Origin of the sequence: Vitiosangium sp. GDMCC 1.1324, assembly GCF_003044305.1 — a bacterium.
Taxonomy (GTDB): domain Bacteria; phylum Myxococcota; class Myxococcia; order Myxococcales; family Myxococcaceae; genus Archangium.
Window position 1 is genome coordinate 197,793 of sequence record NZ_PZOX01000004.1, and the last position, 25,858, is coordinate 223,650.

The following is a 25,858-nucleotide window of genomic DNA, read 5'->3' on the forward strand; positions in this document are numbered from 1 at the left end:
ATCAGAGGTTGCGGAGGACGCGCGCCGTCTTGAAGCTCGCCATCGCCGGGTGCCCCGTCCCAGGGAATGGGTGGGGCATTCCGAGCCGCTCGGAGATGTCCTCGAACAGTGAGCGGGCGAGACGGACACGCTCCCTGTTCGCGAAGACGCGAGCCCAGTCCAGCTCGCGCAGGGCCTCGGCTCCGCCCTTCGTCTCGACGTAACGGTCCGTGTAGGGGTTCATCGGGTCGCAGAGGAAGCGCAGGTAGTGCTTCGGGTGCCGGGCCCGGTCAGGCATGGGAATGGCCCAGGACTTCTGCTTCGGATTCTGCTTGTGCCGAGCGAAGGGATGGTTGAGGAAGCCGGGGTCGTCCGTGACGAACGCCTCCAGGTCGATGGCCGCCGCATCGACGCCAGAAGGCCGACTCGCCCCAGCGCGTACGAGCGCTGCCGGCTCGGCGAAGAAGTAGGCCTCGACCATCGGCGCTAGCAGGTGGAACGAGCACCGCTCCCGGACGCGCTGGGTGACCTTCACGCGCGTTGCCTCGGACGTCCACGAGTGGCGGGCGAGATGCGCATGAACCGCGTCGCGCACCCTGCTGACCACCAGCTCGGGGTGGGGAGCGTTGACCAACTCGAGGTCGTCAATCGCCACCACGAGGTCCGGCGGCTCCTCCTCGACCGCCGCCACGATGCTCGCAGCGAACTTGTCGAGTGTCGTGCCCGGCTCGCTCGAGCTGGGAGTCTCCCGGACATCAGCGCTCGTGAAGGACTCGACCCGGTCGAGCAACTCGAACTGAACCTCGGGAAAAACGCGCGCGAGCGAGTGACCGAGCCCCTTCTTCTCGCACTGCCCCGTCACGATGAGCCCGACACGTGCGCTCACGCCTCATCCGCTCCCACTGGCGCTCCGTACTTGAGGTGCTCGTAGAGGTCTCCCAGCGAGAAGTGGGCCAGCCAGCTCCGCTTCTTGAGCTGGTCGAGTGGCACCGGCAACACCTCCTGACCCGGCTCCATCACGAACACCTTCTCCGGCAACGCCTTGAACGTGTCGAGGATGACGGGGGAGTGGGTGGCCAGGAGCACTGTCATGTCATGCGCGTCCGACCATTCGCGGAAGGCATCCATCAAGCGGCGAATGGAGTAGGGATGCAGCGCATTCTCGGGCTCGTCGATGGCGAGTACGCCTCCAGGCATCGTCGACGCGACGGCACAGAGGTGGATCAGGGCAACGAGGAACCCATCCGGGAGCAGCGCCGGAGTCAGCGTGTGGCCGCTTGGTGTATGGACCTCGCAGGACACGATGTTGGCCGCGATCGGGAAGGAGAAGTCCGAGAACAGCTCCGGATAGCAGTCGCGCAAGCCCTTGGCCACGAAGTCCCAACGGTCCCGCTGGTCACGCCGGTTACGCCAGTTCATCAGGACCGCGAAAAGGTTTCGCCCATCGTCGAGCAGCCGCAGATCTCCACTGAGGAGGGAGCCCTCCCGGCGAAGGCCCGCGAGCGCGTAGTGGCGGTAGTAGCGGTAGGAGAAGAGGAGTTCGACCAGACGCCGGAGCGATTCCGGAACTTCTGTACTGCGAAGGGCCTCCTGAAGAGCGGACTCCGAGTACTCGGCCTCCGCCTCGAACTCCCCCTCGTTGATGATGTCTTCCCCCACGGTGAGCACTTCCCGGCTCGGAAGGCGCGCCCCACCAGGACCCAGGAAGACCTCGGGCCGGGCCTCCCAACTCGCATCCTCGACACGCAGGTTGAAGACGACCGGCTCGTCTCGCGGCGCTTCGAAGTGACGCAGGCCGTAGGCCCCACCGTGCCCGATGATGGCCTTCGAGAACCCACTCCTGTTCGCATCCTGCAGCAGTTGCAGCACGTCGATCAGCGTCGTCTTCCCGCTCCCGTTCGGCCCCACCAGGGCGCAGACCCCCGACGGGCTCCAATCGACACGGCGGAGGCCTCGGTAGTTGCGCACGCTCAATGAGAACGCCATGTCCCACCTCCGGCGGAGAGCCCGGCTCCCTGGCGGGCATCATGTCCATCTGGGAAAACGGGTGCCATCTTCTTCCTCTTCACCGGTCTCTCGCCAAGCCAGCGCACCGAAGAGTCGCGCGGGGCGCGGAAATCGGGTAGAGCCGCTCCGCCATGCTCGTCTCGGTCGTCATCCCCGTCTACAACGAGATCTCCACCCTCGCTGAACTCCTCCGCCGCGTCACCGCGGTGGACTTCCCCAAGGAGCTCGTCATCGTGGACGACTGCTCCCGGGACGGCAGCCGCGAGCTGCTCCAGCGTCTGGCCTCCGAGGGTCTGTCCGCCATCGGCGCCACTCCCACCAACCGCAACGAACTGCGCATCCTCTTCCAGGAGAAGAACCAGGGAAAGGGCGCGGCCCTGCGGCGCGGCTTCCGCGAGTCCACCGGCGACATCGTCATCGTCCAGGACGCGGACCTCGAGTACGACCCGCGTGAAATCCCCCGCGTCCTCCAGCCCATCCTCGACGGGGACGCCGACGTCGTCTTCGGCAGCCGCTTCACCGGCACGCCCCGGCGCGTCCTCTACTTCTGGCACTCGGTGATGAACCAGCTCCTCACCACCCTGTCCAACATGACCAGCAACCTCAACCTCACCGACATGGAGACCTGCTACAAGGCCTTCCGGGCCGAGGTCATCCGGTCGGTGGACATCGAGGAGGACCGCTTCGGCATCGAGCCGGAAATCACCGCCAAGGTCGCCCGCGGCGGCTGGCGCGTCTTCGAGGTCCCCATCAGCTACCACGGGCGCACCTACGAGGAAGGCAAGAAGATCGGCTGGAAGGACGGCGTCCGGGCGCTCTACGCCATCGGAAAGTACTCCATCAAACGCTGAGCCTCCCCGCCCCTGTCTGTCCGGCGGCCAACACTACCCGCCGCCCGCCCGCCTAGCGGCTGCTCCCCCGCCGCCCCTCCCAGGTGCCCTTTCCGAGGGCGGTTCCTAGCTTCGGGGAGTGCTTCCGCGATTCCTCCTCTACGGGTGTGCAGGCTGGGTGATGGAGGTGTGCTTCACCGGGATGGGCACGGCCCTCTTCCAGCGGGACAGGCACGGCACGGCGAAGACGTACCTCTGGATGCACCCCATCTACGGGGCCACCGCGCTGGGGATGGAGCAGCTCCATGACCGGCTGCGCTTCCTGCCCCGGCCCGTGCGCGCGCTCGCCTACACCGCCGTCATCTTCGGCGTCGAGTTCTCCACCGGATGGCTGCTGCGCAGGGTGCTCGGCCGCTGTCCCTGGGACTACGAGAAGCGCGGCTGGAACGTGAAGGGGCTCATCCGCCTGGACTACGCCCCCTTCTGGTACGCCGCCAGCCTGCTCTTCGAGCCCGTGCGCGAGGCCCTCCTGCGCGTCACCAGCGAGGCCCTGCGCCAGACGCCCGAGTACCGCCATGCCGTGGAAAACGGCTCGGTGGCCGAGCCCCACCACCTCACCCCCGTCTCCACCGAGCAGGAGGCCGGGGAAGCGGCGGACACCTTCCTCCTCGCCGAGGAGACCGAGCTCCACCCCATCCACTGAAAGGAGACAGGAAACCGAGCCCGATGTGGGGAAATCCCCTTATCCCGGACCTCTCTCCGAGGGGGAAAGGGGATGGTGAGGGGCAGGTCAGCAGGCCCATGGGGCCGGACGCCCTCCGGCCGGGCCCTGTCCTTGACAGTTGCCTTTTCTTCCTGCTGAGGGCCCTGCGTAGTAGGTTGCCGCGCGGTTCCTTTTGGTTCAGGGAAATGACGCCGCACCTCTGAAAGTTTCCGCCCCCGTATGTTCGACTGGCTCCACACTCTTTTCTCGCGTGACCTCGCCATCGACCTGGGCACGGCCAACACGCTCATCTACATCCGCGGACAGGGCATCGTCTCCAACGAGCCCTCCGTGGTGGCCGTCCAACAGGACGCGCGCGGCGGCAAGAAGGTGCTCGCCGTGGGCAAGGAGGCCAAGGAGATGCTCGGCCGCACGCCGGGCAACATCGTGGCCATCCGCCCCATGAAGGACGGCGTCATCGCCGACTTCGAGATCACCGCGGCGATGCTTCGCTACTTCATCCAGACGGCGCACAACCGCAAGTCGCTCGTCAGCCCGCGCATCGTCATCGGCATCCCCTCGGGCATCACCGAGGTGGAGCGCCGCGCCGTGCGCGAGGCCGCCGCGAATGCCGGTGCCCGCGAGGTCTACCTCATCGAGCAGCCCATGGCGGCGGCCATCGGCGCCGGGCTGCCCGTCACCGAGCCCAGCGGCAACATGATCGTCGACATCGGCGGCGGTACGTCCGACGTGGCGGTCATCAGCCTGGCTGGCATCGTGTTCGCCAAGAGCGTGCGCATTGGCGGCGACAAGCTGGACGAGGCGATCATCCAGTACGTCAAGCGCAAGTACAACCTGCTCATCGGCGAGCGTACGGCCGAGCTCATCAAGATGGGCATCGGCACGGCGTACCCCACCGAGGAGGTCATGACCATGGAGATCAAGGGTCGCGACCTGGTGGCCGGCGTGCCGCGCACGCTCACGGTGAGCAGCGACGAGGTGCGAGACGCGCTGAGCGAGCCCGTCAACGGCATCGTCGAGGCGGTGAAGCTCACGCTCGAGCGCACGCCGCCGGAGCTGGCCGGTGACATCGCCGACCGCGGCATCGTGCTGGCCGGTGGTGGCGCGCTGCTGAAGAACCTGGACACGCTCCTGCGCGAGGAGACGGGCCTGCCGGTGTTCCTCGCGGAGGATCCGCTGTCCGCCGTGGTGATGGGCGCGGGCAAGGCGCTCGAGTCGCTCGACATCCTCCGCCAGGTCTGCCAGCCGGGCTAGGCGCGCAGGGCGTCGAGAATCGACAGCCGTGAGGCGCGCAGGGCGGGCAGCAATCCGCCCAGCGCGCCCATCAGCGTCCCGAAGGCGATCGCCGCCACCACGATGCCCGGGGTCGGCGTGAAACCGAAGCGCACCTCGGCGAACGTCTGGAAGTTGAGCGTGCGGATCTCCATCCACCGTGTGGCCAGCGCCCCCAGCGCGCCCACCACTCCGCCCGCCGCCCCCAGCACCGCGGACTCGATGAGGATGCTCGCCAGCACGCTGCGCCGCCGGAAGCCCACCGCTCGCAGCATGCCCAGCTCGGTGATGCGCGACGCCACCTGCGCGTACATGGTGATCATCGCGCCCAGCACCGCGCCCACGCTGAAGATGAAGGACACGAACAGGCCGAGCACCCGGATGAACGTGGCCAGCCACGTGGCCTGCTCCGCCCAGTATTGAGGCTCCGGCTTCGCGTCGAGCGTGAAGCGAGGATCCCCCTTCACCTCCTTGATGAACGCGTCGCGCGCCTGCTCCGAGCCCGTTCGCACGATGACGGAGCTGAGCCCCGGCCGGTCGAACGCCGCGCCCAGCCGGTTCACATCCGTCCACAGCTCCGACTCGTAGGCCCCGCCGTCCGCGGAGAAGATGCCCACCACCGGCCAGCGCTGCTCGGCGAAGGTCAGCGCTCCGCCCAGCCTGGCCCCCGGTGAGCGCCCCACCAGCGCCGAGCCCAGGGCAATCTCGTTCGTCCCCGCTCTCGGCGCCCGGCCCGCGATGAGCCGCACCACCGGGCGGGTGGCGAAGCTCTGGGGTCCGATGCCCCGCGCGTTGATGTTGGCCTCCTGGCCGTTCCCGCGCGGCAGCAGCACCGGTACCACCAGCTCGCCCGCCACCAGCGGGTCGCCCTCCGCCGACGAGGCCACCTGCGGCGCACTGCCCAGGGCGCGCAGGGCGTCCCGGCCCACGTTGCTCATCAGCTCGCTGGTGGAGCCCTTGTTGAGCAGCACGACGTTGCGCGGGTCTCCTCCCGAGGCCAGTGCGGACTCGATGCCATTGGCCAGCATCAACACCGCGGAGAAGACGAAGACGACGAGCCCCAGGCCCAGCACGGTGAGCCCCGTGGACAGGCGCCGCGCCCAGAGGCTGCGTGTGTTGTAGTAGAGCGGAATCATCGCTCAGGCCACCTTCCTCAACCCCTCGGCCACGGGAATGCGGATGGCCCGCAGCGCGGGGATGGCTCCGGCCAGCAGGGACACACCGAGCGCCGCCAGCGCTCCGAGCAGCAGCGTGCCCTCGCGCATGAAGTTCGCGGGAACACCCCCGAGCTGCGGGCCCACGGCCGCCATGAAGCCCTTCACGAGCGGCGGCGCGACGAGCACCCCCAGCCCGGCCGAGGCCAGGCCGATGGCCACCGACTCGAAGAGCACGAGCGATACCACCCGCCCGCTCTTGAAGCCCATGGCCCGGAGCGTCGCCAGGTCCCTCGTGCGCTCGCGCACGCTCATGGCCAACGTGTTGCCAATCACCAGCAGGATGATGAGCAGGATGACGGAGGACACCACCTTCACCGCGGTGATGATGGCCGACAGCATGGAGATGAAGCCCAGCGTGGCCGCGCGCTCGCTCTCGGTGCGCGTGGGATATGGGCTGTTGGCGAACATGCCGTCGATCGTCGTCGCCACCACCGCCGAGCGCGACGGGTCCTCCACCCGCAACATGAAGGCCCCCACCCGGTCCTTGCGCGCCTCGGGCAGCTTCTCGTTGAGGCAGCGGAAGCCGAAGAAGAACGAGCTCTTGTCCATGCCCCCGCTGCTCACGTCGTAGATGCCGCGCACGGTGAAGTCCCAGTTACCCGGGTAGATGGTGCCCTTGAGCGTCACCCGGTCTCCCACCTTCCACCCGTAGCGCTTCGCCAGGTCCTTGCCGATGAGCGCGCCGCACGGGTCCGCCTCGAAGGCGGCCACCTGCTCGGGAGGCACCACCACCTCGTTGAAGACACGCATGAACGAGGGCGGGTCGATGAATGCAGTGCCGAAGAAGTCCTTCTGGGACTCGCCGTAGCGCCCGCCGAAGAAGCCGTAGAAGGTGACGTCGCTCACCCCCGGCACCGCCGAGATGCGCGACATATAGGACAGCGGCAGGTCCGCGGTGATGGAAACCTTGCTGCGCGTGAAGAGTCGATCCACCTGCGCCCCCGCCGCACCCGAATAGAAGAGGTCCACCACGGTGCGCAGGAAGATGAAGGCCATCACCCCCACCGCCCCCGCCAGCACCGTGAGCGCCAGCCGCAGGGGGTTGCGCAGCAGGTCCTTCCACACGAGCCGTCCAAACGTCATTGCAGCACCCCCTTCTCCAGGTGCCGCACCAGGTCCGCCCACTCGGCGGCATGCGGGTCGTGTGTCACCATCACCAGTGTCTTGTGCAGCTCGTGGTGCAGCTCCTGGAAGAGGTCCAACACCTGCTCGGCCGACTTGCGGTCCAGGTCTCCCGTGGGCTCGTCCGCGATGAGTAGGTCCGGGTCTGTGACGATGGCCCGGGCAATCGCCACCCGCTGCTGCTCGCCTCCGGAGAGCTGCGATGGGCGGTGGCTCATGCGGTGGCTCAGGCCCACCACCTCCAGCGCGGCGGCCACGTGCTCGCGGCGCTCGGAGCGGGAGAGGGGCGTGAGCAGCAGGGGCAGCTCCACGTTCTCCGCCGCCGTGAGCACCGGCAGCAGGTTGTACATCTGGAAGACGAAGCCCACGTGCCCCGCGCGCCAGTCGGCCAGCTCCTTGTCGCTCATGCGCGCCAGATCCTGCCCGCCCACCTCCACCACGCCCGTCGACGGCCGATCCAGCCCCGAGATGAGGTTGAGCAGCGTGGATTTGCCCGAGCCCGATGGGCCCATGAAGGCCTCGAAGGTCCCCGCCTCGATGTCGAGGTTCACCTCCTCCAGCACCGGCACGACGATGTCGCCGCGCCGGTAGGCTTTGGAGACACCCCGGAGCCGGATGAAGGGAGAGGCCGCTTCCACCGGCGCGGTGCTCATCCGCCCTCCTTCCTCACCTTCACCTTGCGCCCCGGACGCAGGTTGCCCTCGGGCGACACCACCACCTGCGTCCCTGGCGACGGTCCCTGGGCCAGCGCCACCTCGTCCCCCACCTTCCGGGCCACCTGCACCGGCTGGCGCTTCAGCCGCCCGTCCTGCACCACCCACACCACGGACTGCCCGCCGTTCTGCACCACCGCGGCCGCCGGCACCCGCAGCGCCTCGTCCTTCTTCGCGAGCGCCTCCGGCGGCACCTCCTCCTTCAGGAAGGCCACCCGCGAGCCCATGTCCGGCAGCACCCCCGGAGGTATTTCGTCGAACTGCACGTTCACCACCGCCGTGGCCTTGGAGCGATCGATGGTCGGCCGCACCGAGCGCACCCGCGCCCGGAAGGCCTGGTCCGGGTATGCGTCGAGGAAGACGAGCGCGGGCTGCCCCACCTCGATGCGCGGGAGCTGCTCCTCACTCACCTCGGCCTCCACCTCCAGCGCCCCCAGGTCCACCAGCTCCACGATGCCGCCGATGTTCTCCTGCTCGAGCGCCGCGGGCGCCAGCACCGCCCCCTCGTCGGCCAGCTTCTTCACCACGGTGCCCGAGAAGGGCGCTCGCACCACCGTGTGGGCCCGTTGCAGCTCCGCCTCCTCCGCCGCCCGGCGGGCCGAGGCGAGCTGGGCACTCGCGGCCTGCTCCTCGGCGGCAGTGGCTCGGGCCGTGGCCTGTGACTCCTCCAGGCTCGCTCGGGTAACGACCTCCGCCTTCGCCAGGCGCTCGGCCCGGGCCAGATCGCTGCGCGCCCGTGTCGCCGTGGCCTGTGCGGCGATGAGCCTCTGGTTGGCCGCCTGGAGCTCGGCCTGGGCCCGGGCAGCCGCCACCCGCGCATCCCGGTCATCCAGCCGGGCGAGCACCTGCCCCTTCTTCACCGCATCGCCCTCGTCCACCGCCACCTCCACCAGCCGTCCTGCCACCTGGGGCGCGATGACCGAGCGTCGGCGCGAGGACACATAGCCGGCCGCGGTGAGCTCGGTCTGCTCCTCGCCAGGACGGGCCTCGCGGACCTCGGCCACGCGCACGCTGGGAGCACGGCCCACCACCAGGGCCCCCACGGCGAGAGCAAGCACGACGGCGAGCGCCACCCACCACGGCCATCTGCGCAGGAGCTTCCGCCGGGGGTGAGCCGAGCGGTCAATCCTGAGCATGTTCAACTTCTGGGCCTGGGCCTCGGCCATGGGCACCTCTCCCGTGAGTCATGAGCCCACTGGAGAGAAGGTATGAGGGAGCCCCCGCGGTGACCCGGCCCGAAGACCGCCCGCCCGCTCCTCCGCTGGGAAGCACGGGCCTCTCCCCTCCCGCCGGGAGGAGGCGAGCGCCGCGGCCGCGAGCCGTCCAGGGGTGTTCTTCCGAGGGGACACTGGGCATACCCAGACAGACGAACACCGGGCCTGCCCGGACAGAGGATTTCAGATGATCGACCCTGGCGACATCCACGAGGGAATGACGGTGAGGGACCGGGACGGGCGGAAGCTCGGCACGGTATCGAACGTGGGGGACACCCACTTCGAGCTGGGGCAGGGGCAACCCGCCCGGCGGGACTACATGGTGCACTTCCACCGGGTGGAGCGAGTCCAGGACCGGGACGTGTACCTGGCGGCCGCGCCCACCACCGTGCCCCCCGAGGACTGACACCCCCCGAAGCGTGGGACGTCAGGCGGGCTCGAGCGTCGGGTGCCGGCGCGCCCAGAAGAGCAGCACCGCCGCCAGGGAGGGGGCGAGCACGGCCACGAGCATGACGAGCCAATCCCCGAGCCCGCTCGCACGAGGCACGTTGTAGAGGAGCGCCTCGAACAGCGTGAGGCACGCATCTCCCACGATGACGGAGGCCAGCAGGGTGGCGAGCCAGGGGCGCCAGCGGCGGACGAGCGAGAAGAGTCCCACCGTCAGCCCCACGTCGAAGAGCACCCAGCCCCACTGCACGAGCGGCGAGGGGAAGCGGTGCGCATTGGCCGGCAGCGCGAGCAGCACCGTCCAGGGCACCAGCAGCACCGTGATGAGCCACACCAGCAGCAGGGGTCGGCGCAGGAGCGTGGCCACACCGAAGCGCGCGAGGCTCCCCTGGGCGAAGGCGGTGAGGGCGTCATATATCGGCAGGTGCGAGGCGTGCCGCTCGGGCCAGGCCAGGTGGATGCGGTCCCACGCATGCGGACGCAGCCGGGCCTTGAAGGCTCGCAGTCCCTCGAAGTCATAGAGCGGCGTGCCGAGCAACCGGGCCGCGCGCAGCCAGCTCGCCACCTCGCCCGCCAGCGGCGCGAGCCCCAGTGTCAGGTAGCCGCGCCCCTCGGCCGCCGCCGCGCGCATCACCGCGTCCACCAGCAACTCCACGGTGCCGTTGGGCGCCTTCCTGTCCCGCATCAGGTGCTGCACGAACCAGCCGTTGCGCGCGTACACCGGCACCGCTGACAGGAAGGCCACCACCTCCCCGTCCCGCTCCGCCACGAAGGAGCGCCGCTCCTCCGCCCAGGCATACGGGGAGAGCTGCACCAGGAAGCCCATGGGCGCCATCCGCCGGGACTCCAGCCAGCGCTCCATCAGCCGGTCCACCCCCGCGCGCAACCGGTGCGTCGAGTCCTTCAGCTCCGCTGGAGACACCTCGCGCACCGTCACGCCCTTGGCCCGCGCCCGGCGGAGCTGCTCGCGCAGACTCCGGCTCGCACGCACGTCCTCCTCCCAGCGCCGCGGGTCCCACACGGGCTGCTCGCCGATGGACAGCCCCTTCACCGGAGCCGCGTCCAGCATGCGCTGCTCGGTGGCGAAGAAGCACAGCCGTCGGCCCGACGCGGCCGCGTGCGCCTCGAAGCGCTCCGACACCTCGGCGATGCGCTCGTGGGGAGCAATGGGTGCACCAGCCGCCACCCACGCCCTGCCCGTGTCCACGTACGCCACGCACGCGTCGTCGCCGTCGAACCAGTACGAATACCCTGGCTCCAGCACCTGGAAGGACGTGGCGTTCCACCCGTAGCGCTTGAGCAGTTCCAGCACCCGCTGGTGCTCCGTGTCGAGGCCCTCGATCATGCCGGCGTGGGAGACCGGGGCTTCAACGGCGGCTGGCCCCCACCAATGCCCTGCTCGGCCTGGTGCTCCTCCTCCAGCCGGCGGCGATGCGCGGACAGCAGGTCGCTGCGCGTGATGATGCCCACCACCTTCCACGGCTCCTCGCGCTTCACCACCGGCAGGCGGCCCACGTCCTCGCGCACCATGTGGTCCGCCGCCTCGCGCAGGGTGCTGTCCTCGAAGACGACCGCCGGGGGCTTGCGGATGAGCTCCCGCACGCGCTGGCCGTCCACCGCCTGTGCCTCCACCAGCTCGCGCCGGGTGATGACGCCCACGAGCCGCCCCGCGCCGTCCATCACCGGGAAGCCCTGGTGCCGCGTGCCCACGGCCCCACTGGTGAGCCACGCACGTGCCTGGGCCACCGTGTCATCCGCCGAGAGCGTCACCACCGGCCGCGGCACGAGCGCCCCCGCCAGCGTGTTGGCGAGCACATCGGCCGAGTACTCCATGGGCACCCGCGCCCCGCGCCGGGCCAGCTTCTCCGTCATGATGGAGTGGCGCATGAGCAGCGCCGACACGAGGTAGGCCGCCGCGCAGCCACCGAGCAGCGGCAGCAGGCCCATGGGCTGGCGCGTCGTCTCGAAGGCGAACACCACCGAGGCCAGCAGCGCGCGCGAGGCCCCGGCGAAGATGGCCGCCATGCCCACCAGCGCCGCGATGCGCACGTCCACGCCCAGCCCCGGCACCAGCCACACCGCCAGCGCACCCAGCGCCGAGCCCAACCCCCCTCCAATGGTGAAGAGCGGCGCCAGCGTCCCGCCCGAAGTGCCACTGCCCAGCGCGATGGACCACGAGGTGAACTTCAGCAGGCAGAAGACGAGCGCCGCCATGCCCACGAGGTGGCCGGAGATGATGGCCTCGATGTTGGAGTAGCCCACGCCCAGCGTGCGCGGCTCGAAATAGCCCACCACGCCCACGGCGATGGCACCCACCGCTGGCCACCACATCCAGTGGATGGGCAGCTTCTCGAAGGCGTCCTCGATGCGGTAGACGGCCCGCGTGGCCACCACCGAGGCCACGCCGATGAGCGCGCCCATGCCGATGTAGAAGGCCAGCGCGGCCCCGCTCGGCGCCGCCACGTCCGGCATCGCGAAGGCCGGCGCGTTCCCCATGAAGGCCATGCGCACCGCCGTGGCCGTGGAGGTGGCCAGCGCCACCGGGATGACCGAGCGCGGACGGAACTCGAAGAGCAGCAGCTCGATGGCGAGCAGCACCGCGGACACCGGCGCGCCGAAGGTGGCCGCCATGCCCGCGCCCGCGCCCGCCGCCAGCAGCACCTTGCGCTCGTCCGCCGTCACCTTCAGCACCTGCCCCAAGAACGAGCCCAGCGCTCCACCCGTGGCGATGATGGGGCCCTCGGCACCGAACGGCCCGCCCGTGCCAATGGCCACCGCCGCCGACAGCGGCTTGAGGAACGTGATGCGCGGCGGAATCCGGCTGCGGTTGAGCAGCACCTGCTCCATGGCCTCGGGGATGCCGTGGCCGCGGATGGCCTTGGAGCCATAGCGCGCCATCACGCCCACGATGAGCGCTCCGAGCACGGGGATGACGAGCACCCAGAGCCCCCGCGTGTTCTCCGCCGGTGACGCCTCGTGGAGGGAGAAGCGGCTGAAGAAGGCCAGGTTGGTGATGAGCGCAATGAGCGCCCCGAGCACCCGCGCCACCAGGCCCGCGGCCAGCGCGATCAGGATGCACAGGCCGCTGATGAACACCACGCGGCCATCCACCGGCCCCTTGGTCAGGGGGCCACGTGGCTCGTTCTCCAACGCGGGTCCCATCGACGGCGCGACCGGGAGTGTCTCCCTGTCGCCCAGGCCCTCGGCGACCGACGTGATTTCAGGTTTCTTCATCGTGTCGTTTCCCCTGCCGGCGCCGCGAAGGCGCCTCATCCTCGAAAAAGAGCGGAGCGGCCTCCGCGTCCAGGCCCAGCTCACGCACCAGCGTGGCGAGTCCCTCCGCGAGCGCGGCGCGCTGTGCGGGCTCCAGCTTGCGCAGCCCCGAGATGAGCCGGGCCTGGGCCATGGGCGGAGCCGTGCGCAGCAGCTCCCGGCCCTCGGAGGTCAGGGAGACCTCCGCCCGCCTCGCGTCCACCTCCGAGGGCCGGCGCGACACGAACCCCCGCTCCATCAGCCGGCTCACCACCACCGACACCGAGCTCTGGTGCGTGAAGGTGCGCTCGGCCAGCTCGTTGATGGAGCAAGCACCCGCTTCGGCAAGCTGTTGGAGCACGAAGAGCTGCGCGCCGCTGATGCCGACGAGCCCCTCCGAGGCCCGGGCGGACACGCGCAGCAGGCGGACGATGCGCCGGATGGCATCCATCACCGTCCGGACGTCCTCCGTCTCGGCCGGGGCGGCCGCGGTGCGTGCGCGTCGAACTGTATGGGAGCCCATATATTCTTCTCGAATACGCCCCACGGGCTCGCTTCGCAAGACGTACGTGCACCGCGCCCGCCTGCCTCCCCTCCGAGTGACATTCCGTACCCGGCACTACACCCGGTGCGTGTGACAGCGCGGGCGCGGGCGCGGTACACCAGGGGCCTCCCCGTCCTCTCAAGGAGCGAGTGGGTTGAAATCTCGATACATCGTCCTCTGGGCGCTCATCGCCCTCGTCCATCCGGCCGTGGCCCATGCCTTCAACCACGCCGGCAACGCGCGGCTGCTGTCCTCGGATGAGGCCGCCGTCATCAAACATCCCGTGCTCGGCCTGCAGCGCTCGGCACTGCCCCTGGGGCTGGGCTTCGCGGTGGACACCTCCGTCCTCGCGGACGCGGCGCTCGCGGCCAACCTGGGCGTGCGCTGGGCGCTGGAGGCGGGACCGCACCGCTTCGTCGTCGGCGCGCGCTACACGAAGTTCCTGGGCAACGAGGTCATCACGGACTACGTCGCCTCTCAGCAGCCGGCGGTGAAGAACTTCGCGATCGACTTCCAGGGACCCAGCGCCTACGCCCTCTACGGCCTGCAGCTCGGCCGGGTGCTGGTGCAGGCCGAGGTGCGCCACTACCGCTACCAGACGGTGTCCACCACCGCGACGGGCGCCCTGGTGGTCAACCTCGTGGGCAACTTCGCCGTCGTCGGTGAGTTCGGCGTCCGCTTCAAGGAGGGCTACCCCCTGCGAGGCGCGGCCGGCATCCGCTACGCCGGAGACAACTTCGGCTTCTCACTGGGGGCCGCCTACGTGGACCTGACCGACTCCCTGCTGCCCGTCGACAACGGCCGCATCCCCTTCGCCCCCACCTTCGACCTGTCCTGGACCTTCCAATGAGACGCCACCTCCTCGCCCTGCTCTGCCCGCTCCTGCTCTCCGCGTGCTCCGCCGAACTGGCCGTGGACACGCCTCCGCAGTCGGTCACCATCCCCGTCACGTCGGTGGCCAGACCCGTCTACGTCGAGGTGGCCGTGGACCTGCCCTCCGAGACGCAGGAGCTCGACGTCGAGGTGAAGTCGGCGAACGCCACCCTCACGGTGTTCAACCCCGCGAAGGCGCTCACACTGAAGTCGTCCGCGAGGCTGTCCTTCACGGGCAACGCCACGCCGGACAAGCCCATCTTCTACACGGAGGGCAACCCGCCTCCGTACTTCGCCACCGCCGAGGAGCTGATGCCCGAGCGCGACTTCCCGCCGAACACGCACACGCCCGCGGTCATCGACTCGCCCTCGCTGGTGAAGGCCATTGGCAAGCAGCGCATCTGGATCATCGTCGACAACTCGGTGTCCGCGGTGGGAACAGGGGGCATCGACACGTTCCCGCTGGAGCTCCAGCTCAACGACATCATCCTGCACGTCGTCGTCGCCAGGCCCTTCCAGGGGCTCGAGGGCGCACTGGGGCCCAGCGGGCTCTGAGGGAAGTGCGAAGAGCCGGGCCCGAGACCCGCCCGGACCCGGCTCTCCACGGTGACGACATGCGCCACGGACCCCAAAATCGGGCCCGCGCACGGACGTTTCCTAGCGCACCGGTCTGACAAGTCCCGGAAGCCCGGGTAGGCTCCGAGGCGGTGCTCCCGCTCACGATTCTCGCCCTCGCCACCGCCGCCCCCGATGTGCCCGCCCGCGCCGCGTCCGCCCTCGTGCTCGCACAGGCCCCCGCGTCCGGACAGGCCCAGGGGGACCTCGCCCATGCCCGCGAGCTCGCCGAAGCCCTGCGCTACGAGGAGGCCGTCGTCGAGTACCAGCGCTACCTCGGAGACGCCAACCGTCCCTCCGGCGAGCGCGCGCAGGCCCTGCTGGAGCTCGGCTTCATCCACCTGCTGCTGGACGACGCGGTGAACGCCGAGCAGCGCACCACCGAGGCCCTGGAGCTGGACGCCTGGGTGCGGCCTCCCGCCGACGCGCCCCAGAAGCAGAAGGACCTGGTGGAGCGGGTGCGCGCGAAGCTCGCCGCGAGGCCGAAGCTGGAGGTGCTGCCGCGCGAGGACTCGAGCCGGCCACAGCTGGTGCGCGCCAGCCTGAAGGACCCACGGGGCAAGGCCAACGAGGTGCTGCTGCGCCACGCCCCCGCTCCGGGAGGCCCCTACCGCGCCACACCCATGGTGTGCCAGCAGGACACGTGCGAGGGCGAGCTGCCCTCCCCCACGCGCGCGGCCTCCTTCACCGCCTGGTACTTCGTCGAGGCGCTCGACAGCCAGGGCAACACGGTGGCGCGGGCGGCCAACCCGCTGGCCCCGCTGCAGCTCTCCGTCATCGAGCAGAAGCCCTGGTACGAGAGCCCGTGGGTCTACGCGGGCGGCGCGGCGCTGGTGGTGGGCGCGGCGACGGTGTTCTTCATCGCCTCCGACCCGAGGAAGTAGGCCGCTGGCGCGCGATGCGCGGCACAAGCGCGAGCGAGCGGTACACCTTCGACTCATTGAACGTCGGGATGTCCGTGGGGCGCTGGCTCCACCAGTTCACCACCAGCGTCACCCGCAGGCGCGAGGTGCCCGGCAGCTTCCCGGTGGGAATCTGGTTGTGGGCGTCCAGCACGCCGTGGGTGAGGTCCCCGCGGAAGTAGGCGAAGCGGTTGGGCCTGGGCGCCACGAGGTCGAAGTCGTCCGTGTCCGGCGCGAGCGACGGGTTGTCCTCGCAGGGCAGGGCCTTCGTCACCGCGAGCGCTCCGCCCCGAACGCTGTTCATGAAGAGAAGCGAGGTGAAGCGCGGGTGCACGAGCGGGCCTCCGCGCAGGGCGAGCTTCTCGTCGCGGTCCTGGTGGAAGTCCACCTGCACGTCCGTGGTGCGCATGCGAGAGAACCACCACTCGACGCCCGCGAGCCCCCGGCGCACCGGCACGCGCGGACGCAATGCGAGGATGACCTGCTCCACGAGGTTGGTGGGCTCGCCGAGGTCGAACCAAAAGGTCGTCTGATACGTCTGGCGCAGGCGCTCGGTGCCCAGCGCGCGAACCTTGCGCCACAGGCGCGAGAAGTCGTCATCGGGCAGGGCGTGGTCCTGGAGGTGGACGAGGGGAGCACGGGGCGGCATGAGGGGACGGGACTCTATGCCAGGCGCGTGGAGGCACACATGAAAGTGAGCACCCTGCCCGCCTGCTCTGGCGGCGGGCGGACGGCTCCACCGCTCGTAAATCCAGAAACGCCCCGCCCCCGTAGCTCTCCGTGAATGCCCCTCGGGGCGAACACAGGAGACAGCCATGAAGAAGGCGGAGAAGAAGGCAGTGGAGACGATGCCGGGCCGCGTGCTCGGGCGCGTCCTCGCCGAGGAGCTCGAGCAGGCCCGCGGAGGCTACAGCCCACCCCTCCTCGGGGCGACCGGGAGCAAGACCGTGCAGGACAACGGCAACCTGGACTTCACCGGAGGCCGACCCGGCCAGACGGATGGCGATTGACCCTCGCGCGGCCGGGCGGATCCGCACCGTCCGGCCGCGTGCCGCACGCGACGCACGAGCCCCCACTGCCCACGACCATGAAGACCCTCATCCTCTCCCAGCCCAATGACATCCACGCTTCCGCCGTCGTCGAGGCCCTCGCACGCAAGGGGGCGGAGGCCGTGCTCTGGCACACCTCCGACTTCCCCTCGCGCGTCACCGAGACGGTCTCCATCGTGGGCGGCAGACGCTCGGTCCGGCTTCGTGGACCCGAGCTGGATGTAACCGAGTCTTCCGTCACCACGGTCTGGAACCGCAGGCCCGCGCTCGTCCTCGACGAGCTGCACCTGCACCCCGCGGATCGCGAGTTCGTGGAGCTCGGCTGCACCACCTTCCGGCGCTCGCTGCTCGACACGCTCGCGCAGAGGGCCTTCTGGGTGAACCCCCAGCGCGCCATCGAGCGGACCAGCAAGCTGCGCCAGCACCAGTTCGCGCTCGACGTGGGCCTGGAGGTGCCCGACACCCTCTACACCAACGACCCCGGGGAGATCCGCGCCTTCCTGCGCGAGCACCCCGGGCAGGTCGTCTACAAGCCCTTCAACATGACGGCGTGGAGGGACGATGCGACGTACTACATGACCTTCACCAGCCCGCTCACCGAGGAGCAGTTGGTCGAGGACGAGTTGCTCCGGGCCGTGCCCGGCATCTACCAGGTGCGGGTGCCCAAGGCCTACGAGCTGCGCGTCACCATGATGGGCCGGCGCGCGTTCACGGCCCGGCTGCTCTCGCAGCAGACACAAGGCGGGAAGATCGACTGGCGCAAGGCCCAGGAGGAGCTGCGCATGGAGCCCTTCGAGCTGCCCGCCGACATCGCCCGGCAGTGCTTCGCGCTGATGCGCAAGCTGGACATCGTCTTCGGGTGCTTCGACTTCATCGTCCGCCCCGATGGCCGCTACGTCTTCCTCGAGGTCAACCAGGCAGGTCAGTTCCTCTTCGTGGAGAACGCGGCCGGCCTCCCGCTGCTCGACGCGTTCACGGAGTTCCTCATCCAGGGCAGCGTGGACTTCGACTGGTCTCCGGACCGGGTGGGCCTCCGCTACCAGGATGTGTTGGGGCCCGCACTCCAGAGGATGAAGAGAGACCTGGCGAGCCATGTCCAGCAGCCGGAGGGCACCTGGTACGAGGGCCCGCGCGAGCAGCGCGAGGACGTCACCACAGGAGCCCTCGCGGTGTGAACCGGAGCGCCGTGGGATGGGGGCGGGCCCCGCTCGCCGGGAGGTCCGCCCTATGCCCGGCGGGTCAGGTGGATGGCGATCACCGTGGCGCCCTCCTCGCTCCGCAACGTCAGCGCCTCGGGAGACTCCAGCCAGAGTGTCTCTTCCACGGCGAGAGGAGACCCGGACACCGTCGACAGGCCCTCCAGGGCATGGAGGAACACGGTCCCGGAGCCCGCGACCGTTCGGCTCATGCCCGGAGCCAGATGAATCACCTCGAGCGTGGCCTGAGCCACGGCCCGGTCCACCATGAGGTTGAAGTCCCGCACCGGGCCGCCGAGCAACCGGCAATGGACCACCGCCTCGCCTGGAAACGCGAACGGGGACAAGCAGCGGTCGAGCACCACTTCCGGTGCGCTCCCGAAGGTCAGCGCCATCCCCACCCCATCGAGCATCAAGAGGGTCCGATCGATGCCCGGGAACACGGAGAACGGGCCGGATTCCGCAACCGAGGCGATCGACAGGCGCGCCAGGAAGCGGGCCGGGTCGGAGGGATGAGGCAACTTCAACAGCTCGCGGGTGACCCCGCCTCCGTTCTTCCAGGGCATGTCGCGGTAATCGCCAGGTCCAAGTCGCCTCATCATCCCCTCGTGGGCTCACGCCCGGTCAGCGCGCTTCGAGCACGTGCAGGCGCTGCTCCATCGTGTCGAAACGCGCCGTCGTCGTCCGCTGCAGCCCCGACGTCATCATGAGCATCGCATCGCTGTTCCGGTCGATGCGATCATGCACCTGCCGACTCCCGAGCTGCAGATCCGTGCGGATGGCCGCGATCTCCACTCGCAACTCCGTGCGCAAATCCTTACGGGTCTGTTCGATTTCCGCCATCAGCCCCGCTCGCAGCCGCTTGACGTCCTCGCGCGTCTCCATGAGCTCGAGGCCCAGACGTTGCAACCACTCCTCCTGTTTGTCCATCCGGGCTTCCAGCTTGTCCATCCGGACGGTCAAGCCCGTCACCTGTTCGCTCAGGTTCTTCACCTGTTCGCTCAGGTTCTTCACCTGCGCGCCCAACTCATAGACAGCCTTCAGCACCTGCTGACCGATGTCACTCCCCATCGAATCCGCCATCGGGCCTTCCTCCTCGCTCTTCGGGCATGCGTGAGCCCCCCAGGCTCACGGCACATACTCTACGCGTGAGCCCCGGCAGTGTCGAGGAATTTGTTACCTATCGAGTAGTCCTACCTACCCGACCTCCGAGGACATCTCGCGAACGCCCCGCACGCTCCTTCCCACGCTCAGGAAGTCGTGGGGGCGACCTCGGGCGCGGGGTCCGCGGGCAGGGGCTCGCGAGCCGCGCGCTCCAGGTCGTCCACCCGCCGCAACTCGGGGAAGGCCCACGCCCAGAGCGCCACCACCACCAGCGTCCCCACCGCGCCCGACACCACCGCGGAGATCGCCCCCAGGTGCTCGGCGAACACGCCCGCACGGAACTCGCCCAACTCGTTCGAGGCGCCCACGCACATCATGTTCACCGCGCCCACGCGGCCCCGCATCTCATCCGGCGTGGACACCAGCTCCAGCGTGCCGCGCACCACCACGCTCACCATGTCGGCGGCCCCCGCCACCGCCAGGGCCACGGCCGACAGCGGCAGCGAGGTACTCACCCCGAAGACGAGCGTCGCCACGCCGAAGATGGCCACCGAGATGAACATCTTCCACCCGGCCCGGCCGCCCAGCGGACGCACGGCGAGGAACACGGCCACCACCGCCGCGCCCGCCGCGGGCGCACTGCGCAAGAGACCCAGGCCCCAGGGCCCGGTGTGCAGCACGTCTCGCGCGTAGATGGGCAGCAGCGCCACCGCGCCCCCCAGCAGCACCGCGAACAGGTCCAGCGTGATGCTGCCCAGCAGCAACCGCTGACGGCGCACGAAGTGGAACCCCGCCATCAGCGTGGACAGGGAGAACGGCTCGCGAGAGGACTGGCCCGTCCGCACCTTCAGAGAGAGCATCCACACCACGGTGAGCGCGCACAGCGACGCGGAGCCGATATAGGCCCCCCTGGCTCCTGCCCACCCATAGAGGACACCACCCACGGCGGGACCGGCGATGGTGGCCACCTGCCAGGTGGTGGAGTTGATGGCCACCGCGCGGGAGAGCTCCTCGGTGGGCACCAGGCGGGCCACGAGCGCCGAGCCCGCGGGCGAGTAGAAGGCTCGCGCGGTGCCGAAGAGCACCAGTACCCCATAGACGAAGCGCACGTCGCGGACGTGGCCCAACGTGAAGGACAGCAGCAGCAGGCTGCACAGCAACATGACGGACTGGCACACCACGAGGATGGCGCGCCGGTCCACGCGGTCGGCCACCTGTCCTCCCACGAGGGCGAAGGCGAGGAAGGGCAGGAACTGCGCCAGACCCGTGTAGCCCAGGGCCAGGGGGCTGTTCGTCAGCTCGTACACCTGCCACCCGATGGCCACCGATTCAATCTGTACGGCGAGCACCGCGCACAGCCGGGCCAGTTGGTAGAGGCGGAAATCGCGGTGACGGAAGACCGAGAGAGAGGCGGCTGACGGGTCGGGCGAGGACATGCTGGTAGGCGGCTCTAACGCACCCCCCGCGCTCCCGCCAGCAACACCATGAGCAGGCGTGCCAGGGAGCGATAGGTAGGCTCATGAAGGAAACGAGCGCCGACGTCCCGAACGAAACCACAGCAGGCCCAGCGCCACGAGGCTCACGAGTGACACACCCAGCCCCGCGTGGAAGGAACCCGGGCGGTAGTGCAGCTCCACCCGCCGCTCGTTCCCACTCAGGGGAATGGAGCGCAGGCCCTCGGCTTCGAGCACCGGCACCCGCTTGCCGTCCGCCTCCGCCTCCCAGCCCGGAAACCACGCATCGCGCACGGTGAGCCGCTCTCCCCCTCGCGGAAGCACGAAGGCGAGCCGTGAGGGCTGGTCCACCTCGGGCTCCAGCGCCAGCCGCTCCCCGCCCGACTCCAGCACCGCCCGGCCCGGCCTGCCCAACCGCAGCGCCACGTAGATCCCGTTCCGGAAGAGCACCTCTCCCGGGTACGCCGCGCGCTTCGCCTCGTCGTCGATGACCACCACCGAGGCCCCCAGCAGCGCCGCCGCCCGCTCCGGCTCCTCGCGCACGAGCCGCTTCACGTACGCGGGGGCCGGGACCACGAAGCCGTCGAGCGCGGCGAAGCCCGCCGCCATGTTCGCGTTGGGGATGCCCACCTCGCACGCCTCCGCCCGGTGCTTGAGGTCCACGCTCCCCCAGTCGATGTCGTAGGCCACACGGCCCTCGGGCCGGAATGCCGGAGAAGGACGGCACGGCTCCCCGCCGCTCCGGCTCGCCAACGTCCCCACGCCCTGCTGGAAGACGGCGCACTCGATGAGGAGGATGGCCGCCACCGCCCACCCGCGCCGCTCCGGAGCCGCCCGGCGCGAGGCCAGCAGCGCGCCGCCCACCAGCCCCACCCAGGCCACACTCACCACCGGGCCCGCCCCGGCACCCGCCACCGCGAGCGCACACGCGCCCAGCAGGCCCACCACGGCGAACACCGCCCCCGGAAGCCGAGTACCGGGCTGCACGCCTCGCTCCCACGCGGAGAAGCCCGAGGCCAGCGCCAGCGCCAGCAGCACCGGCAGCGGTGCGAGGAACTTGATGGGGAAGCGGAAGAGGCTCGCTCCCGGCACCCACCGGTGCAACCCCGTGAAGAGCCACCCCGCGTCCCCCAGCGCCAGCAGGACGAATACCCCACACAGCACCGCGAGCCCCTTGCGCCGCCACAGTCCCCGGGCCGCCAGTGGCAGGAGGCTCGTGCCCACGAAGAGCACCGACTGGAAGCTCTGCGCGCCCAGGCGGTTCGCGCCGAAGCGGACGAAGGGCAGCGCGAGGTCCACCAGCTCGGCCGGGGACAGGGCGAAGCTCGAGGCCTCGCCCGCGCCGATGCCCGCGACCCGGTCCGAGCGGGCGAGCAATTCCAGGAACGGAATCCACGTGGCCGCCGAGAGCCCCGCCCCGAGCGCCACCGCGCCCACCACCCACCGCGTCCGCCGCCACAGACCCCCCGCGAGCCCGGCCAGCGCGAGCAGCGTCAGCTCCGGAGAGCCCGCGAGCACGCTGCACGCCACCAGCACCCCGAGCCCCGCCACTCCACGCCGCGAGGGGAAGCGCGCCAGGAGCCGGCCCGAGCCCCACACCCAGGGCACCCAGCTCAGCCCGCACAGCATGTTGGGGTGGGTGTACTGCTCGACGGCGAGGGGACTGAGGCTCGCGGCGAGCCCGGCCAGCACGGCGGCGCGGCGGCTCGCCCCCGAGTACCTCGCCAACCGCCACGTCCCGAGCCCCAGCCACACCAGGTGGACGAAGAGGAAGGGGCCCAGGACGCGCTCGGGCGGCCCGAGGAGGAAGAGCAGACTGGGCGGGTAGAGCACCTGCGTCTGCAGCTCGGCCAGGAACGGGTGTCCGGCGAGCAGGAGCGGATTCCACAGCGGCAGCTCGCCCCGCAGGAGCTGCTCGCGCAGGAAGGAGGCGTTGGGCAGGAAGAGGAAGAGGATGTCCGGCGACACCGGCTGCCTCGCGAGCATCGTCCCATGGCTGACCAGCACGGCCAGCACCACGGCGGCGCAGGCCAGCACCACGGCGCGGGCACGGGACGAGAGGGACATCGGGCCCGGGGAGGCTAGCACGGGGACGGGTCACCCTCTCGGGCTCCGGGGTGCCCGGTACTCAACACCCCTGACAGCCCGCGTCACGGGACGAGGGCTCGCCGGGCGCCTCCCAGGTTCCGGACGCGTCATGGCACCCGTGGCCTGCCGGGCAACACCTGGCGGAGCCGTTACCCGGTGGACGCCTGCATCGGGAATCCCGCACGTCGCGACGGGCACACGCCTTCACTCCCGCTAGAGTCGGGTCCCTATGGCGCACGCGACCGACGACAAGAACTTCCGACTCCCCCTCTCCATCCGTCCCCGACGTTACGCGGCGACGCTGACGCTCGACATGGACGCCAAGGCCTTCTCGGGCCAGCAGACCATCGAGCTCAACCTGGAGAAGCCCTCGAATGAAATCATCCTGCACGCCATCGCGCTGCAGCTCGGCGAGGTGACGTTCCGCGCGGCCAACGGCAAGAGCTTCAAGCCCACCGAGCTGCGGCCGGTGCAGGAGAGCGAGACGGTCGTGCTGCGCTTCGGCGAGCAGCTCCCCTCGGGCGCGGGCACCCTGGACGTGGCGTGGACGGGCCGCTTCACCGAGGGCCTGCGGGGCCTGTACTCGGCGGGCAAGGTGGCGGCCACGCAGTTCGAGGCGGCGGACGCACGGCGACTCTTCCCCTGCTTCGACGAGCCGGCCTTCAAGGCGCGCTGGGCGCTCACGGTGCGGGTGCCTCCGGGGCTGACGACGCTGGCCAACGGGGCGCTGGTGAAGGACGAGCCGGACGGCAAGCTGCGCAAGCTGACCTTCGCGGAGACGGAGGTGCTCAGCTCGTACCTGGTGGCGCTGGTGTGCGGCCCGCTGGTGGGCACGCCCGAGGAGAAGGTGCAGGGGATTCCGGTGCGCACCTGGGCGCTGCCGGAGAAGCAGCACCTGGCGCGCTTCGGCCAGGACGCGGCGCTGGCGGCGCTGCCCCGGCTGCAGGACTACTTCGGGCTGCCCTACGCCTTCGGCAAGGTGGACCAGGTGGGCATCCCCGACTTCGAGGCCGGCGCCATGGAGAACGCGGGCCTCATCACCTACCGCGAAATCGCACTGCTGCTGGACCCGGCCACGGCGCCGCTCTCGGTGCAGAAGCGGGTGGCCGAGGTGGTGACGCACGAGCTGGCGCACCAGTGGTTCGGCAACTGGGTGACGATGGTGTGGTGGGACGACCTCTGGCTGAACGAGGCCTTCGCCACGTGGATGGCGTACAAGATTGTCGACAGCTGGAAGCCGGACTGGCGGGTGTGGCTGGACTTCGACGCGGGGAAGGCGGCGGCGCTGGGCCTGGACGCGCTGCGCTCCACGCACCCCATCCGCGGCGAGGTGCACAACGCCCACGAGGCGGGCGAGAGCTTCGACCTCATCACCTACGAGAAGGGCGGCGCGGTGCTGCGCATGATTGAGGGCTTCCTCGGCGAGGAGGCCTTCCGCGAGGGCATGCGCCAGTACATGCGCACGCACGCGCGCTCCAACGCGGTGGCGGATGACTTGTGGAAGGCGCTGGCCAACGCCTCGTCGCAGCCGGTGCTGGAGCTGGCCAACGCGTGGATTGGCCAGAGCGGCTACCCGCTGGTGTCGGTGGCGCTGGACGGGCGGACGGTGACGCTGTCGCAGCGGCGGTACTACTCGGAGCCGGGCGTGCAGAGCGGCGAGCGCTGGCCGGTGCCGATGGTGCTGCGGTACGCGGACTCGAGCGGGGTGCGCGAGCAGCGGGTGCTGCTGCGCGAGGGGCAGGCGAAGGTGACACTGGAGGGCTCGGGCGAGGTGAAGTGGCTGAGCGCCAACGCGGGCTCCACGGGCTTCTACCGGGTGCAGTACGACGCCCAGGCGCTGGAGCGGCTGTCGGCGAACCTACAGGCGCTGGCGCCCGCGGAGCGCATCTCGCTGCTGGCGGACCAGTGGGCGCTGGCGCGCAGCGGACAGGCGTCGGTGGCGGCCTTCCTGGACCTCGCGAGCCGCTTCGGCGCCGAGGAGGACGACGCGGTGCTGGACGAGCTGGTGGGCCGGCTGGCGTACGTGGAGGGCCGGCTGGTGGAGGGCGCGGACCAGGAGCGCTTCCGCCGCTGGGTGGAGAAGCTGCTGGGGGCAGGGCTGAAGAAGCTCGGCTGGGACTCGGCGCCGGGGGAGTCGGACCGGGTGAAGCTGCGGCGCGCGGCGCTGGTGCGGGCGGTGGGCGGCGTGGCCCGCAGCCCGGAGGCGCTGGCGGAGGCGCGTCCCCGGGTGGAGCGGATGCTGAGCGGGGACAAGACGGCGCTGGAGCCCAACCTGCTGGACGCGGCGGTGGGCATGGTGGCGCGCTCGGGAGACCGGGCGCTCTACGAGAAGGTGCTGGCGAAGATGCCGGGGGAACCCGACCCCGCGACGCAGCGGCGCTACCTCATGGCGCTGACGGCCTTCGAGGACCCGGCGCTGGCCACGGAGGCGCAGAAGCTCTTCTTCACGGACAAGGTGAAGATGCAGGACGTGGCGAGCTTCATCACGGGGCTGATGAGCAACCGCACGGGCCGCGACGCATGGTGGGCGGACACGCAGAAGCGGTGGAAGGACGTGCTGGCGAGAACGGGCGGAGCGCCCATGCTGCTGCGGCGGGTGGTGGAGGCGATGGGAGCACTGCGCGAGCGCAAGCAGCTCGACGAGGCCCGGAAGCTGCTGACGGCGCAGCCGGTGGAGGAGGCGAAGCAGGCCATGGGGCAGACGCTGGAGCGGTTGGAGCAGGACGTGGCCCTGCGCGAGCGCGCCATGCCCGAGGTGAGCACCTGGCTCAAACGCCAGCCATGAGTTGCTGAAGCCCGGCACCCCGCCTGGCCTTCTCACGCCGTGAGAGGGCCCGGTGGGGGCATGTCGTGGACCCGAATTGCGAGCACCCCGGCCTCCCGGTTTGGCGCATACTCCTCATGCGCGGAGTGAACCGCGCTACACCAAGAGGAAGACAACAACATGCGAGCAAAGCGCATCACCGGAGCATTGCTTCTGGCGGCGGGGCTGCTGTCGAGCGGATGTGGTGGAACCGCCGTGGAGACGGACGCCCAGGGTGGAAAGGCCTCGCGAGAGGACGCCATCTGGCTGTGCGATGGCTCGATGGGCTACCGCATCGATTACTACGACGATGCGGCCCTGACGCAGTGGGCGGGGATGTATGACTGCACGTGTGACGGCAGTCTGTACTTCGAAGGCAGGCGGACGAGGTACCAGGACTCGAACACCTGGCAGTGCGGCGGCTGAGCCCGAGCGCCCACCACGAAACCCGGG

At 70.1% G+C, this 25,858-nt stretch carries 25 protein-coding genes; 11 read left to right on the forward strand and 14 right to left on the reverse strand.

Features of this window, described 5'->3' with window-relative positions; genetic code table 11:
- Position 1: 1 nt before the first annotated feature.
- Both DAT35_RS13495 and DAT35_RS13500 read right to left on the reverse strand, forming a co-directional pair.
- Entirely contained in the window at positions 2-865 is an 864-nt protein-coding gene (locus DAT35_RS13495; RefSeq protein WP_108067405.1) for a hypothetical protein, read from the reverse strand.
- Positions 862-1,965, reverse strand: a complete 1,104-nt coding sequence (locus DAT35_RS13500) for an AAA family ATPase (protein ID WP_108067406.1) — start codon at positions 1,963-1,965, stop codon at positions 862-864. The genes DAT35_RS13495 and DAT35_RS13500 overlap by 4 nt, the downstream gene beginning before the upstream one ends.
- A 152-nt stretch (positions 1,966-2,117) precedes the next feature.
- Between DAT35_RS13500 and DAT35_RS13505 the strand changes: the two genes are divergently transcribed.
- From DAT35_RS13505 to DAT35_RS13515, 3 genes are all read left to right on the forward strand, one after another.
- On the forward strand, positions 2,118-2,837 hold the full coding sequence (locus DAT35_RS13505) for a glycosyltransferase family 2 protein (RefSeq protein WP_108067407.1): 720 nt from the start codon (positions 2,118-2,120) through the stop codon (positions 2,835-2,837).
- A 181-nt stretch (positions 2,838-3,018) separates the two neighbouring features.
- The gene (locus tag DAT35_RS13510; RefSeq protein WP_233261461.1) at positions 3,019-3,519 is read left to right on the forward strand and encodes a putative ABC transporter permease; all 501 of its coding nucleotides are present in this window, start codon (positions 3,019-3,021) and stop codon (positions 3,517-3,519) included.
- 240 nt (positions 3,520-3,759) lie between these two features.
- On the forward strand, positions 3,760-4,794 hold the full coding sequence (locus tag DAT35_RS13515; protein WP_043412497.1) for a rod shape-determining protein: 1,035 nt from the start codon (positions 3,760-3,762) through the stop codon (positions 4,792-4,794).
- Here the strand turns inward: DAT35_RS13515 and DAT35_RS13520 are convergent.
- Genes DAT35_RS13520 through DAT35_RS13535 form a run of 4 tightly spaced genes read right to left on the reverse strand, consistent with a single transcriptional unit; the run spans position 4,791 to position 9,030 of the window.
- Positions 4,791-5,948 (reverse strand): ABC transporter permease, encoded by a 1,158-nt coding sequence (locus tag DAT35_RS13520; protein ID WP_108067408.1) that lies wholly within the window; start codon positions 5,946-5,948, stop codon positions 4,791-4,793. The two genes, DAT35_RS13515 and DAT35_RS13520, sit on opposite strands and share 4 nt — an antisense overlap.
- A gap of 3 nt (positions 5,949-5,951) precedes the next feature.
- Positions 5,952-7,112, reverse strand: a complete 1,161-nt coding sequence (locus DAT35_RS13525) for an FtsX-like permease family protein (protein ID WP_108067409.1) — start codon at positions 7,110-7,112, stop codon at positions 5,952-5,954.
- On the reverse strand, positions 7,109-7,804 hold the full coding sequence (locus DAT35_RS13530; RefSeq protein WP_108067410.1) for an ABC transporter ATP-binding protein: 696 nt from the start codon (positions 7,802-7,804) through the stop codon (positions 7,109-7,111). Before DAT35_RS13530 ends, DAT35_RS13525 begins: the two co-directional genes overlap by 4 nt.
- The gene (locus DAT35_RS13535; protein ID WP_108067411.1) at positions 7,801-9,030 is read right to left on the reverse strand and encodes an efflux RND transporter periplasmic adaptor subunit; all 1,230 of its coding nucleotides are present in this window, start codon (positions 9,028-9,030) and stop codon (positions 7,801-7,803) included. The genes DAT35_RS13530 and DAT35_RS13535 overlap by 4 nt, the downstream gene beginning before the upstream one ends.
- Positions 9,031-9,265: 235 nt before the next feature.
- Between DAT35_RS13535 and DAT35_RS13540 the strand changes: the two genes are divergently transcribed.
- The gene (locus DAT35_RS13540) at positions 9,266-9,484 is read left to right on the forward strand and encodes a DUF2171 domain-containing protein (protein WP_108067870.1); all 219 of its coding nucleotides are present in this window, start codon (positions 9,266-9,268) and stop codon (positions 9,482-9,484) included.
- 21 nt (positions 9,485-9,505) lie between these two features.
- On the opposite strand, the gene DAT35_RS13545 is transcribed toward DAT35_RS13540, so the two are convergent.
- Genes DAT35_RS13545 through DAT35_RS13555 form a run of 3 tightly spaced genes read right to left on the reverse strand, consistent with a single transcriptional unit; the run spans position 9,506 to position 13,300 of the window.
- Positions 9,506-10,870 (reverse strand): DUF2156 domain-containing protein, encoded by a 1,365-nt coding sequence (locus tag DAT35_RS13545; RefSeq protein WP_108067412.1) that lies wholly within the window; start codon positions 10,868-10,870, stop codon positions 9,506-9,508.
- On the reverse strand, positions 10,867-12,759 hold the full coding sequence (locus DAT35_RS13550; RefSeq protein WP_108067413.1) for a chloride channel protein: 1,893 nt from the start codon (positions 12,757-12,759) through the stop codon (positions 10,867-10,869). Before DAT35_RS13550 ends, DAT35_RS13545 begins: the two co-directional genes overlap by 4 nt.
- Complete coding sequence (locus DAT35_RS13555; RefSeq protein WP_233261462.1) at positions 12,746-13,300, reverse strand: MarR family winged helix-turn-helix transcriptional regulator; 555 nt, start codon at positions 13,298-13,300, stop codon at positions 12,746-12,748. The genes DAT35_RS13550 and DAT35_RS13555 overlap by 14 nt, the downstream gene beginning before the upstream one ends.
- Before the next feature lie 175 nt (positions 13,301-13,475).
- Here DAT35_RS13555 and DAT35_RS13560 point away from each other — a divergent pair, with 175 nt between their 5' ends.
- The 3 genes from DAT35_RS13560 to DAT35_RS13570 all read left to right on the forward strand — a co-directional run bounded on the left by DAT35_RS13560 (position 13,476) and on the right by DAT35_RS13570 (position 15,693).
- Complete coding sequence (locus DAT35_RS13560) at positions 13,476-14,171, forward strand: hypothetical protein (RefSeq protein WP_108067415.1); 696 nt, start codon at positions 13,476-13,478, stop codon at positions 14,169-14,171.
- Positions 14,168-14,749: a hypothetical protein gene (locus tag DAT35_RS13565; protein ID WP_108067416.1), complete on the forward strand. Its 582-nt coding sequence runs from the start codon at positions 14,168-14,170 to the stop codon at positions 14,747-14,749. The genes DAT35_RS13560 and DAT35_RS13565 overlap by 4 nt, the downstream gene beginning before the upstream one ends.
- 152 nt (positions 14,750-14,901) lie before the next feature.
- A complete protein-coding gene (locus DAT35_RS13570) occupies positions 14,902-15,693 on the forward strand; it encodes a hypothetical protein (RefSeq protein ID WP_108067417.1) in 792 nt (263 codons plus the stop codon).
- Here DAT35_RS13570 and DAT35_RS13575 read toward each other — a convergent pair.
- Complete coding sequence (locus DAT35_RS13575) at positions 15,668-16,360, reverse strand: hypothetical protein (RefSeq protein ID WP_108067418.1); 693 nt, start codon at positions 16,358-16,360, stop codon at positions 15,668-15,670. The two genes, DAT35_RS13570 and DAT35_RS13575, sit on opposite strands and share 26 nt — an antisense overlap.
- Positions 16,361-16,526: 166 nt before the next feature.
- Between DAT35_RS13575 and DAT35_RS13580 the strand changes: the two genes are divergently transcribed.
- Both DAT35_RS13580 and DAT35_RS13585 read left to right on the forward strand, forming a co-directional pair.
- Positions 16,527-16,721 carry a hypothetical protein gene (locus DAT35_RS13580; RefSeq protein ID WP_108067419.1) on the forward strand — a complete coding sequence of 65 codons (195 nt, stop codon included), beginning with the start codon at positions 16,527-16,529 and terminating at the stop codon, positions 16,719-16,721.
- Positions 16,722-16,798: 77 nt separating this feature from the next.
- Positions 16,799-17,935, forward strand: coding sequence for an MvdC/MvdD family ATP grasp protein (locus DAT35_RS13585; RefSeq protein WP_108067420.1), 1,137 nt, complete (start codon positions 16,799-16,801; stop codon positions 17,933-17,935).
- Between the two features lie 50 nt (positions 17,936-17,985).
- On the opposite strand, the gene DAT35_RS13590 is transcribed toward DAT35_RS13585, so the two are convergent.
- The 4 genes from DAT35_RS13590 to DAT35_RS13605 all read right to left on the reverse strand — a co-directional run bounded on the left by DAT35_RS13590 (position 17,986) and on the right by DAT35_RS13605 (position 22,581).
- Entirely contained in the window at positions 17,986-18,558 is a 573-nt protein-coding gene (locus DAT35_RS13590) for a HutD family protein (protein ID WP_108067421.1), read from the reverse strand.
- Positions 18,559-18,580: 22 nt separating this feature from the next.
- Entirely contained in the window at positions 18,581-19,039 is a 459-nt protein-coding gene (locus tag DAT35_RS13595; protein WP_108067422.1) for a hypothetical protein, read from the reverse strand.
- A gap of 167 nt (positions 19,040-19,206) precedes the next feature.
- Positions 19,207-20,496, reverse strand: a complete 1,290-nt coding sequence (locus DAT35_RS13600; RefSeq protein ID WP_108067423.1) for an MFS transporter — start codon at positions 20,494-20,496, stop codon at positions 19,207-19,209.
- A gap of 81 nt (positions 20,497-20,577) precedes the next feature.
- Entirely contained in the window at positions 20,578-22,581 is a 2,004-nt protein-coding gene (locus DAT35_RS13605; RefSeq protein WP_108067424.1) for a hypothetical protein, read from the reverse strand.
- A 250-nt stretch (positions 22,582-22,831) separates the two neighbouring features.
- Here DAT35_RS13605 and DAT35_RS13610 point away from each other — a divergent pair, with 250 nt between their 5' ends.
- Positions 22,832-25,387: a M1 family metallopeptidase gene (locus tag DAT35_RS13610; RefSeq protein WP_108067425.1), complete on the forward strand. Its 2,556-nt coding sequence runs from the start codon at positions 22,832-22,834 to the stop codon at positions 25,385-25,387.
- 159 nt (positions 25,388-25,546) lie between these two features.
- Positions 25,547-25,831, forward strand: a complete 285-nt coding sequence (locus DAT35_RS13615; RefSeq protein ID WP_108067426.1) for a hypothetical protein — start codon at positions 25,547-25,549, stop codon at positions 25,829-25,831.
- Positions 25,832-25,858: the final 27 nt, after the last annotated feature.